Origin of the sequence: Nonomuraea sp. NPDC050556, assembly GCF_044457355.1 — a bacterium.
GTDB lineage: Bacteria > Actinomycetota > Actinomycetes > Streptosporangiales > Streptosporangiaceae > Nonomuraea.
On record NZ_JBITGU010000006.1, the window covers coordinates 445,663 to 456,441 of the forward strand.

Sequence of the window (10,779 nt, forward strand, 5' to 3'; positions counted from 1 at the left end):
ACGACGGGACATGTTCAAGACGTCCGGCCTACGATGGCCACGTCCCCGAGACGTCCCCCGGAGCAGGTGAGATGGCGAACGAACGGCTACGTGCGGCGCTGCTGTCCAAGGGCATCGACATCGAGCAGTTGGCCGAGGCGATCCAGGTCGACCCCAAGACCGCCGAGCGGTGGATCACCCAGGGCCGCCAGCCGTACCGAAAGCATCGTTACGCTGCGGCTTCCTTCCTCGGAACGGACGAGAGCTATCTGTGGCCTCAGGCGCTGACACGTGAACAGGTGGCGTCCGCGTCAGAGAGTGAGATCATCACCGTTCACCCGCACCGGTGGGCCGTACCTCGTGACATCTGGGGACGTCTGTTCGCCGAGGCGTCGCAGGAGATCGGGATCCTCGTCTACAGCGGCACGTTCATTCACGACGATCACGGGTTGATGCGGGTCCTGGCCGACAAGGCGCGCGCCGATGTCCGGGTGCGGATTCTGCTCGGTGATCCGGATTGTCCGAATGTGGTCCAGCGCGGCCGGGATGAAGGAGTCGGGGACAGCCAGATCGAGCGCTGCCGGAATGCCATCCATTGGTACAGCAGCAAACTCAGGCCTTCGGGGGCTGAGATCCGGTTGCATCAGACGGTGTTGTACAACTCCATCTACCGCGCCGACGATCAGCTTCTGGTCAACACCCACGCCTACGGCCAGCCAGCCGGCGACGCCCCCGTCCTGCATCTGCGACGGGTGGCAGGGGGCGACATGGTCAGCACCTACGAGCGGAGTTTCGAGAAGACCTGGGACGAAGCGACGCCGCTAGAGTCCTGACCATGGGCAAACGGATCGACTTCTACGACGACCCCAACGCGCCCGCGCCCAACAGCCTCGTCCCGTCCGTGAACGTCATGGTGACCAACGCCGATGGGGATCTACTCATGATCCGGCGGACGGACAACGACAACTGGGCCGTCCCCGGCGGAGCCGTCGACTTGGGTGAGTCGATCCCGGCGGCAGCCGTACGGGAGACTCTGGAAGAGACCGGCATCACCTGTGAGATCACCGGCCTTGTGGGGACCTACAGTGATCCCCGGCACGTGGTTCTCTACACGTCCAACGGCGAGGCGCGACAGGAGTTCTCCATCGTGCTCGTTGGACGTGCGGTTGCCGGGTCGCCAACGCCGAGTGATGAGTCGCGCGAGGTCCGGTGGGTGCCTCGCGGGGAGGTCTCGGCGTTGGTGATGGATCGGTCAATGCGGCTCAGGATCGAGCACTACCTAGCCGGTACGGGCCTGCCGCACATCGGATAGGGCGGCCTCCACCGCCCGCACGGCCGAGACGATGCACGGGGTAGATGCGGTGATCGAGCGGCTCACCAGGTGCTCGGGACCGTACCGGGAGTGGATCTCTGCAAGTCGCTCGGCGACGTCGAGGTGAGTGCCGTCGGGGCCGGTAGTCATGTCGCAGTACGTCAGCGCCTCCACCAGTTCCGGGCGCTCCTCGTCGAACTCGCCCGTGAGCGCGTCGAAGAGATCCCGATTGAGCGCCTCGTTGACCGCGCAGGAGTGATGCGCCACCAGACGGCACAGAGTGTCGTCGGCCTTGACGACATCGCGCAGGTACCGCGCGCCGTCGAGGGGATGAAACCCGGTGTCGACCAGGTCCGGCGTGTACCCGATGTCATGCAGGTACGCGGCGGCGGTCAGTGTGTCGGCTTCAGCGCCGAGGATCGGTGCGAGTGATTCGGCCCTCTTGGCGACCCCTTGCGTGTGCGCCCAGCGCCGGGGCAAGGTCGTCGATAGCAGGCGTTCGGCCAGGTCACGGGCCCAGTCAGCTTGTCCCACCCTGTTCACGATAGACGTCGAACACCGTGTTCGATCTAGAGGGCAACCATGGACGTCTCAGGACGTCTCATCCCAAAGGCCGCACGAACCGGCCCCGCCCGTGCTCAGCCACGATCAACCCCTCATGCTCCAGTACGGCCAGCGCCTGCCGAACCGTGTTACGTGAAGCCACATACCGCCGCCGGAGTGCGGCCTCACTGGGTACGGCTGGGCCGAGTTCCCCACGCGCGATCTGGTCTCGCAGGTCATCGGCGATCACGTGGTAGCGGTACGGCGTTGCCGGTCCTCCTGAGACAACGCGGCCCTTGGCCGGGATGGTGACGATCAGGCCCTCGTCCTCCAGGACGGCCAGGCCGCGCCGGGCAGTGTTGCGGGCAACGCCGAACTCCGCGCACAGTTCTGCTTCAGACGGCAGCGTGCTGCCCGCCGGGTACTCCCCCGCGACGATCCGCGCCCGGAGCCGGTCGGCGATCTGGGAGTAGACTCGCCAGCCGGTCAAGATCTCAGGAACGGTACGCATCGACGATCTTGCTGAGATCGACGCCGAGTTCCCCTTGCTCGCCCTCGTGCCAACCGTCTTGCGCGGCCTGCTCGATTCGATCGACGGCAGCCGGAAGGCGCAGGAACGTGACCCGTTCGTCTTGCTGGTCTCCCCAGTAAAACCAGCAGAAGGGCAGGTGGACGAAGACGCGCCGAGAACGGCACCGGCTGTCGGTCACATCGAGGGCGGGCCGCCCGTCCTCGACGACCACCAGAACCGCCGTGATCGCGCGGGTGGTGAGCTCCTCGCGCAGCGCGGTGAGAAGCTGTTGTGCGTAGGCGCGCTGCTTCTCCTTGATGACCTGACTCGGCAGCATGGGCAGTCCTCCCGGGGGTTCGCTGTCGCGGTATATGGCTTGAGATTCGCTCAGCGTCATTGGCAGGAGCACCGCATCTCTGGGACGTCTGGGGACGTCTCGTGTTACCGTCCAGGAAGAGGCGGTTTCGCGAGAGGAGCGGACCGGATGAACCAGAACTTGCGCCACGCGCTGGCCCACGCCCGGCTTCATGCCGTTGATGTGGCTGCCCGTCTGGCAGTCGACCCCAAGACCGTGGACCGCTGGCTCAACGGACGCGTCCCCTACCCCCGGCATCGCTGGGCCGTCGCCGACCTGCTCCAGGTGAACGAGGCGGACCTCTGGCCGGAGGTCGCCGGATACTCACGCCCGATCTCCCGCGAGATCCGAGCCCTCTACCAGCATCGCCACGAGGTCCCGCAGGTCGTATGGCGGGAGCACTTCGCGAGCGCCACCGAGGACATTGGCATCCTGACCTACAGCGGCTTGTTCCTGGCCGAGGACACTACGATCATGCGGACCATCGCTCAGCGAGCCCGCGCAGGCGTCAAGGTCCGCGTGCTACTGGGCGACCCTGACAGCACCGAGGTAGCCGCACGAGGGATCGACGAGAACATCGGCCCGGACATCATGGCCGCCAGGACCAGGAACGCTCTCACGCTCCATCGACCGCTGTGCGACGTCCAAGGTGTAGAGATGCGCCTCCACAGCACAGTTCTCTACAACTCGATCTACCAGGCCGACCGCCAACTCCTCGTCAACACCCACGCGTACGGCATCGCGGCAGCCCAAGCCCCAGTGACTCACCTCCAGGCCGACGATGACGAAGGAGCCGCAGCCGTATACCTGAGCAGCTTCGAACGCGTCTGGACCAGCGCCAAGCCGTACAAGATCAGCTCGGAAACGATCACCGGCATCCGCTGAAAGCAACTTATCTACACGTCATCAAGGCAGTCCGCCTGCGGCGGCCTGCCGCGCGTCGGGCGGTCGCTGGCCGCGCTGCGGCTCTCCGGCCGGTCGCAGCCACGCCGCCCACGCGCACACGATCACCCGGCAGATCACCAAGTTGCGAGACGAAGATCTCGTGAGAGCGCCGCCAAGCCGATGGCTTGATGAGCGAACGGTGACGTCGGAGGGGGCGGCAGGACTCCGGCGCAGTTTGTCTTGCGCGTCCAGTCCTCGACCTTGAGCTGCCGAATCGGACAGCCTCACCTTGCCAAGGCCCGCGTGTAACGGCCCGTTGATTCCGATCGATATACAGGACAAGGCGCATTCCCTATGTCACAAGGTTCACCTATTTCGGCGTTGGACACTACTCACATCCGAATAGAGGTGAGCTCACACTCGCTGGTATCAACTCGAGAGGTATTATCGTGCGACCATTTCTTCGCCTTGTGTTCATCTTGGCGGTCATCGCAATATTCGGAGGAATAGCCGCTTTTTTTGCCGGAATTGTTTCCTTCATGCTCGATGGTATCGATGGAACAGCTACGGCTCCTCCCAAATATATGATCATCGGCTTCGGGATCGCCGTCGGGGGCGCATTGCTCTTCGGTCTCATCCAAATGCTGTCGTCAATCTTCAAGGACTAGACAAAGGAAGGAATTATGATGGTGACATGGCGCGGACGGGTAACAGTTTGGGCCAAAATGGACGGGCATTGGCGAAGTGAAATGTTCGTAGATCACATAAACGAGGATGGACACAGAATATTTCGTGCGGCGGATGGCGATAACAATATCGGAACAGGAAGATTCGTCGCTAGAGACTCCCACGGGGAATGGCACTTCGTCGTAGTAAGCGCACAAAACTACGGTGCTGGCTATCGCCTCCATTCAGACCTCATTCCTGGCCACGAAGCACATCCAGGGCCAGGGCAACACCCAAGGGATACGAATATTGATCACCATCAGCATGGAACAGATGAAGATGACCCGTTCGAAAACGAGGATGACGAATGAAGCTTCCCGGCAATGACGAACGGGCATACAGGAAGTCAATCCTTGCCAGAGTAATATGCGCCGAGAAGGGCAAGCAGACGTATTTGGGAATGATCAACGGAATCCACGTGCTGGATTTTCAGATCCAGATCATGTCCACGGGCGATGAGAAGCAAATCTTCATGCGGGGTAATAGAAAGAAGGGAATTCCCCCCAGAGAAGGGGACCTAGTCGAGATCCCGGTCTCACCCGACTCGCGAGAAGATTCCCATCAGCTTGAGGAGCTCTATAACCACACTCCAGGCCGCAAAGGCAAGCTCAAAGTATGGACAAACCCATTCGAGATCAAATTCTAGATCACTCGTTGATACACAAGGGCTGCTGAGAAGAATCAGGAACTCGCATGTCCACTCGATACTTCGTCACCGACAAGGAAACGCAAAGAGAAATAACTGTTTCCAGTGTGGATCTGGGGAGATTCCCCTGGGGGGAGTACTACTGGCGCGCCCCGGGAGGCAAAGAACATCCCTGCGACGTCCTTTCAAGGCTTGATGACCTGCCCGACGGAGGCTTCAAGCAACGGAATTATGTCAATAACATGCCCATTGATAGTTATTACTATTACGATGAGACCAACAAGTTGGTCTCATATCATACCGTCTATCACGAGAACAGGCCGGGAGGGGATTCTTATCATAGGACGGAGGACATGAGAGAGGGTCGTCTCCATGTGGAGGAACGCTGGGTCGATCACGGCAGCGAGATTCACCAGAGCACGAATGTCTCGAAAACCGGAGACTGGACCTCCCGTCGGGACGAGAGCCATCCGAATGGCACCAGAGACCATATCGATGCGGTCTATCATGGGTCGACCGGCACTCTCGACAAGCATACTGAGCATACAGATGCGAACAATCGAACTAGTTCACAGGACTTGAGGATACCGGATTATCGGGACGGAATCTCCGAAGACTTCTGGGGCCCTTTGGCCATTAATGACCATGGAAGCCCGTCCGGCGACTGGGACGCCGACTATGACAATTTCGCCGATGACGAAGCCGAAGCTTAGCGGTGGAAGTTCCGCCATCCCGGCACGCTAACCAGCGACAGGCGATCCGGTCATGGCGTAGCTTCGCAGATCAACACCATCAGCGCGTCGGACAGGCCCCGGAAAAGTAGAGGTTTGTTCGATTCGGCAGCTCGAGATCGAGGACTGGACGCGCAAGACGACTTTGGATCGTAGCCGAGTGTTTGCACAGGCATTCTGTATGAGACCAGCCAACGATACGCGTGCGGTATGGGAAGGTGTTCGCTCCCTTGACCGATTCTGCGTCGAAGTCAAGTCCGCTGGCTGAGCCAAGATCATGCTGCCGCGCCGCTTCCGGTGCTCGGGCCTGGCGGCCCTGCGCTCCGGGTCGGCTTGCCACCGGATGACGTGGTGGCCGTGGTCAGCGGGTGCGCGGGACATACGCGGGATGATCAAGCTTGCCGTACGAGATCATAACCCTGTTTCGGCAGGTCCAGGCATGTGGAGAGGAAACCTTCGCCCGCGCTCTCCTAAAGCGGGTGTCGCATGTTCGAATCATGCCGGGGGCACTGTATTTACCAGGCGTAATGCCATCTGACCTGCGGCTTCTCAGTCGCAGGTCTTTTGCTTGGTAGGCCACGACAGGCAGTCAGATGCAGCCGTAGGCCAATGATCGCGAACCATACGCGAACCAGGATTGACCGCGTTCACCCATGTCATCGGGCGGTTTCGGTAGGGCATCGCCGGTGTCTTCCCGGGATACGCCATCGAGGCGATCACCCTAGGCTGGGGATCATGTAGCGCTTTGCCCTCTTCGACCTGGATAGGACGCTCATCGACCTGGACGCAGCGTTCTTGCTGTGGGCCGAGGAGTTCTCCCAGGAGCACGGGTTGGATCGGAAGGCGGTGCGATGGCTGATTGAGCTGGACCGCAACGGCCTCCCCCACCGTGAACTGTTCTTCGCCAAGGTGCGCGAGCACTTCAAGCTCCCGACGTCGGCGGCGACGCTGTGGGCGGCATATCGCCGTCGCATGCCGTACCTCGTGCAGTGCTATCCCGGAGCGGTCGAGGGACTGGCCGAGCTACGCGCGGACGGATGGCGAGTCGGGATCATCACCAATGGCACGGCAGACAACCAGCTCGGCAAGCTCCAGCAGACCGGGCTCTCAGCGGTCGTCGACGGCTGCGCGGTGTCGGGAGTCGAGGGCATTCGCAAGCCCGACGTCGGACTGTTCGAGATCGCGGCGAAGCTCTGCGGGGTCACGCTGTCCGAAGGCGGCTGGATGGTCGGCGACAACCTCACCGCCGACATCGGCGGAGGCCGAGCGGCGGGGCTGCACACAATATGGATCAACCGGGAACCACGGCACGGCCACGAGCACCAGGCCGACCACATCGCCGCGGGCGTTGAAGGAGCCATTCGGCTGATGCGTCAGGAGGCGAGGTTGACCGTAGAACCCTCTGCCCTGACGATCGCTGACGGTGGCTAATGTCCGGTAGCCGGTCGGGGCGATCGAGGCCGCAGGACCTCCTTCGTCGGCCCCACGGCACCGGTGACCGTGGCTGAGGTGGCCACTCAACTCCCCGCACGGCATCGGTAAGCACCGCGCTGTTCTCGTCGAGGTCGGTGCCGCCGAAAGTAGTTGTGCTTACATCGCGGACGGATTCAGCACTGCGACCAGGCCGACGACCAGCAAGGCCAGGCCGAAGATGGCGGGGAGGAAAGCGGCGTCTTTGTGCCCCGCTGCTGCTGCGAACACGGCCATGAGGGCGCCTCCTGTCCCAAGTAGGAGGCAGACTCCCGCCGCGCTAGCTGGGTCGGTGACGATCACGAACAGGCCAAAGAACCCACCGACCCCCATTACCAGCAGTGACAGGCATCCGCATCCAGCCTGCGAGCTGGGCGTGGGCGGGGTGTCGGCGGCCTGGGGCACGGGAGAAGCGCCAGAGTCCATCACTCGACGCTAACGGCTGCTACCCACGGTAGTTAGGCACTTGGAGCGCAGGGGTCCGTCTCCAATGATCTACGTGCCGCGTCGGCGATTCCGGTCGGAGTCAAGCACAACCCCGAACGCATACACCACCCACAGCAAAAGGCCCCGGCGCGTGACCGGGACCAGGTGGACGACCTTCGATTATCCGAGGGCGTTGTTGATCTTTCCGTTGGCGTGGTCGTGCTGGCCGTCCATGCACCTGGCGTAGACGCGGAGCAGCACCTCAACGCTGTGTCCGGCGCGCATAGCAACCTCAGTCGCGGGAACGCCCGCGTTCAGCCAGAGCGAGACCGCCGCATGCCGCAAGTCGTACGGGCGGGCAGCCAGTGATGACGCGACCTGGGCAGGGGTGAGGGCCAGCTTGCGGGCTTCCTGCCAGACGTAGGAGTAGGCGGAGCTGGAGTAGGAGCCATCCGTGGAGGAGCGGAAGAGCCTGCCGTCCTTGGCGACGCCGTACGTCTCAATGTGCTCGCGCAGGATGGCCACCAGGACGGGCGGGATCGGGATCTCTCGCGTCTCCCTGTCCGCCCGATGCTTGAGACGGCGTGACTCGTGAGTCTGACCACTATCCGTCCAGCGCTTCGTGCCCTGAGGCCGCGCCTGCTCCAGGACGATCAGACCCCAACCCGCTTCCGGCAAGGTGCAGTTCTTCTCACGCAGGTCCGCAGTCTCCTCGGGACGCAGTGCCGCGTAGTAGACGCAGGCAAACAGGGCCTTGAGGCAAGCACCGCGCTTGTGCCCGACCTTCGGCACAGCGTCGAGGAGTCGGCGAGCCTGCACCGGATTAACGACTGTTCGAGGGTCAATGGCCGAGGCGGCTTTGGGCGACGTCCACTTGATCTCATCGAGCGGGTTGGAGGTGAACAACTTCTCTTCCACGGCCTGCTCAAGGAGGTGATGAAGGATCGCCCTCTTGCGCCGTACTGTGTTCGCCCCGCCGGGCTTGCCAGCGAACCTGACCGAGATCGCGTCAAGGGCCAGGCGCAGCACAGCGGGCTCCCCCAGGTCCGACAGTGGACGTGACCCCTTCTCCAGCCAGCATGAAGCTGCGGCTGCGGCTTGCACGCTGGTCAACGCTGCCCGCCGTCCCTCAGGGAGCAGCGTGCAAGCCGCAGCGCGGCTCGAAGATCCTCGTCCTCAGGACGGCCGGGCACGTCGGCGACGAGGGCAGGGATCAGGGTGAGCAGCGCGTAGGCGTCCGTCTCGCGGGTCCGGGCCGCTGAGGTCCGCCAGCGTCGAAGGACGTGAGACTGTGCGAACTCCAGCAACGACGGCCCCGACGGTTCCGGAGCCAGCATCGATACCGGCAGGCCGGTAGCGAGGTCGAACGACTCCCCCAGCTTGGCGGCTTGCAGCAGGTCGGACAGGAAGGCATCGGCCAGGCCCTTGGTCCGGAAGCTCTTGCTCTTCTGCTGGCGCGCCACTGTCCAACGGACTAGAAAGGTTGGAGTCTTCCGACCTGTGCGGCGCTGGATCTCCCAGAACTTCACGTCGTAGGTGGTGTTCATGCTGTCCTCCGTCGTGAGTCGAGCCAGGACACGAGATCGCTGCGCCACACACGCAGCTCATGGTTGGGGAGCTGGATGCAGGCGGGTGCGTTGCCGAGTTCGCGCCAGCGGTAGAAGGTGCGGCGGGAAACTCCGCCCAGCTCGTCGAGGACCTGGGCAACGGTCAGCAGTTCGTCACGGCGACTCATCGGGCCCCACCACCGATGTCGGGGAGCCGGGTTTCGGCGATGGCAGTGGCGACGAGTTGGTCTCCGGCTGAGTGGCCCTTGCCTGTGTACTCCCATTCGGTGATCACGAGGACGGTGTCCTCGTCGAAGAGCGGGGGCGTCCGGTGGTGATCTCGTGGTCTCGGGCGTGGTCCTCACGAGCGGCACGGAGTGCGCCAAGGGTGGTGGCGTAGTTGCGGGACCTCGTGGAGAAATGGCCCCGGAAGCCGGGCATGTGCGCCCATTCGGCGAGCCCGAGGTCCTTGAGCTCGTCTGCGGTGCCGAGTCTTATGCACTCGACGATCAGGCGCTTTGCATGGTCGCGGAGGTTGAAGGCGTCGAGGTTGTCCAACGGGTTGATGCGGCGGTCCAGGGTGCCGACGCATTCGGCAGCTTGGTGGCGTACTTGGCGATGCAGCCCGCGACGGCTAGATCATTGATGTGAAATTCAGTGATCGTAGGCGGTTAGTGATCGTTTGATGGGTTCGCCGGTGTTCCAGTTGTGCCAGATGGCGGCATTGAGGGCGAGGATGCGCTGGCTAACCCGGGCCCAGAGCCCGTCGGTGGTGCGGGCGTTGTGGCGTTCGAGGCCGAGTTGGTTCTTCAGGGTCCAGATGATGGCTTCGATGCGTTGACGTAGCCAGGACGGGAACGGCAGGGCCGGTTCGTGTTCGTCTTGGCGGTTGGGCCGGATGAGCGGGTGGCCAAGGTCTGCGGCGGCTTTTTCGATGCCGGCGCCGGCGAACCCCTTGTCACACACGATCGGGCAGGGTCCGGGTGCGATCTGCTGGACGTGCAGCAGGTGCAGGGCTTGTTTGCGTTCGTCCAGTTCTTTGGGGTGGGCCAGGCTGAAGGCGGTGGCGGTGCCCTCGGCGGTGGTGATGAGCATCAGCTTGGTGCCCCAGTAGAAGGCGTGATGGGATTTGTCCATGCCGTATCCGGCGACCTCGCCCAGGCCGGAGCGGTTGACTGTCACCCGCGAGGTTCCGCAGCGGATGGGTGTGCCGTCCATCAACCGCAGCGGTTCATACGCGGCAAGTCCATCGGCGGCGCCAGCATCAGCCACGAGGACATACTGTCCATTACCTTGCCCTTGTACAGGGCCAGGAGCTGGGCCTGCGCGATACGCTGCCCGGCCCGTCATCCCCAAGGGCACCAATAAGGGGCAACACCTCCACCGCGACCGTGATGCGGATACTGCGCGAGCACGACAGGCAGCTGACGAGATAGTCAGCCAGGGAGCTTCGCTTACGTCGCTCGAGGTTGACGCGGCCTCTCGATGAACGCCGGCATCGTCCTGCCGACCAGCAGCATGCCCAGGGTCAGAAAACCTCAACGGGTGGCCTGGCGTCTCTGGCCTGGCCGGTCTGAGCCGTCCTGGACTGGCCGGAGCTTCATGCAAGATCCGGGCCGTAGTTGCGACGGACTCATCGACACTCGGG

General features: G+C 62.9%; 15 protein-coding genes. 7 read left to right on the forward strand and 8 right to left on the reverse strand.

From position 1 onward, the window contains the following. Positions 1 to 71: 71 nt before the first annotated feature. Positions 72 to 812 carry a helix-turn-helix domain-containing protein gene (locus ACIBG8_RS48905; protein WP_397350192.1) on the forward strand — a complete coding sequence of 247 codons (741 nt, stop codon included), beginning with the start codon at positions 72 to 74 and terminating at the stop codon, positions 810 to 812. 2 nt (positions 813 to 814) lie between these two features. Further along, entirely contained in the window at positions 815 to 1,291 is a 477-nt protein-coding gene (locus ACIBG8_RS48910; protein ID WP_397350193.1) for an NUDIX hydrolase, read from the forward strand. Here ACIBG8_RS48910 and ACIBG8_RS48915 read toward each other — a convergent pair. From ACIBG8_RS48915 to ACIBG8_RS48925, 3 genes are all read right to left on the reverse strand, one after another. Next, on the reverse strand, positions 1,259 to 1,825 hold the full coding sequence (locus ACIBG8_RS48915) for an HD domain-containing protein (protein ID WP_397350194.1): 567 nt from the start codon (positions 1,823 to 1,825) through the stop codon (positions 1,259 to 1,261). The genes ACIBG8_RS48910 and ACIBG8_RS48915 overlap by 33 nt on opposite strands. Before the next feature lie 67 nt (positions 1,826 to 1,892). Further along, entirely contained in the window at positions 1,893 to 2,324 is a 432-nt protein-coding gene (locus ACIBG8_RS48920; RefSeq protein WP_397350195.1) for a GntR family transcriptional regulator, read from the reverse strand. 4 nt (positions 2,325 to 2,328) lie between these two features. Beyond that, positions 2,329 to 2,682: a hypothetical protein gene (locus ACIBG8_RS48925; RefSeq protein WP_397350196.1), complete on the reverse strand. Its 354-nt coding sequence runs from the start codon at positions 2,680 to 2,682 to the stop codon at positions 2,329 to 2,331. Between the two features lie 147 nt (positions 2,683 to 2,829). Between ACIBG8_RS48925 and ACIBG8_RS48930 the strand changes: the two genes are divergently transcribed. The 5 genes from ACIBG8_RS48930 to ACIBG8_RS48950 all read left to right on the forward strand — a co-directional run bounded on the left by ACIBG8_RS48930 (position 2,830) and on the right by ACIBG8_RS48950 (position 7,119). Next, on the forward strand, positions 2,830 to 3,585 hold the full coding sequence (locus tag ACIBG8_RS48930; RefSeq protein WP_397350197.1) for an XRE family transcriptional regulator: 756 nt from the start codon (positions 2,830 to 2,832) through the stop codon (positions 3,583 to 3,585). A 449-nt stretch (positions 3,586 to 4,034) separates the two neighbouring features. Continuing rightward, entirely contained in the window at positions 4,035 to 4,253 is a 219-nt protein-coding gene (locus ACIBG8_RS48935) for a hypothetical protein (protein ID WP_397350198.1), read from the forward strand. A 365-nt stretch (positions 4,254 to 4,618) separates the two neighbouring features. Further along, positions 4,619 to 4,957, forward strand: a complete 339-nt coding sequence (locus tag ACIBG8_RS48940; protein WP_397350199.1) for a hypothetical protein — start codon at positions 4,619 to 4,621, stop codon at positions 4,955 to 4,957. A 47-nt stretch (positions 4,958 to 5,004) separates the two neighbouring features. Continuing rightward, entirely contained in the window at positions 5,005 to 5,670 is a 666-nt protein-coding gene (locus tag ACIBG8_RS48945; protein WP_397350200.1) for a hypothetical protein, read from the forward strand. Between the two features lie 777 nt (positions 5,671 to 6,447). Continuing rightward, a complete protein-coding gene (locus tag ACIBG8_RS48950) occupies positions 6,448 to 7,119 on the forward strand; it encodes an HAD family hydrolase (RefSeq protein ID WP_397350472.1) in 672 nt (223 codons plus the stop codon). A 645-nt stretch (positions 7,120 to 7,764) separates the two neighbouring features. Here ACIBG8_RS48950 and ACIBG8_RS48955 read toward each other — a convergent pair. From ACIBG8_RS48955 to ACIBG8_RS48975, 5 genes are all read right to left on the reverse strand, one after another. Then, positions 7,765 to 8,613 (reverse strand): tyrosine-type recombinase/integrase, encoded by an 849-nt coding sequence (locus ACIBG8_RS48955; RefSeq protein ID WP_397350201.1) that lies wholly within the window; start codon positions 8,611 to 8,613, stop codon positions 7,765 to 7,767. 80 nt (positions 8,614 to 8,693) lie between these two features. Beyond that, a complete protein-coding gene (locus ACIBG8_RS48960; protein WP_397350202.1) occupies positions 8,694 to 9,131 on the reverse strand; it encodes a hypothetical protein in 438 nt (145 codons plus the stop codon). Further along, complete coding sequence (locus ACIBG8_RS48965; protein ID WP_397350203.1) at positions 9,128 to 9,319, reverse strand: helix-turn-helix transcriptional regulator; 192 nt, start codon at positions 9,317 to 9,319, stop codon at positions 9,128 to 9,130. Before ACIBG8_RS48965 ends, ACIBG8_RS48960 begins: the two co-directional genes overlap by 4 nt. 103 nt (positions 9,320 to 9,422) lie before the next feature. Further along, positions 9,423 to 9,689 carry a replication initiator gene (locus ACIBG8_RS48970; protein ID WP_397350204.1) on the reverse strand — a complete coding sequence of 89 codons (267 nt, stop codon included), beginning with the start codon at positions 9,687 to 9,689 and terminating at the stop codon, positions 9,423 to 9,425. 96 nt (positions 9,690 to 9,785) lie between these two features. Continuing rightward, positions 9,786 to 10,403, reverse strand: coding sequence for a transposase (locus tag ACIBG8_RS48975; protein WP_397350205.1), 618 nt, complete (start codon positions 10,401 to 10,403; stop codon positions 9,786 to 9,788). Between the last annotated feature and the right edge of the window lie 376 nt (positions 10,404 to 10,779).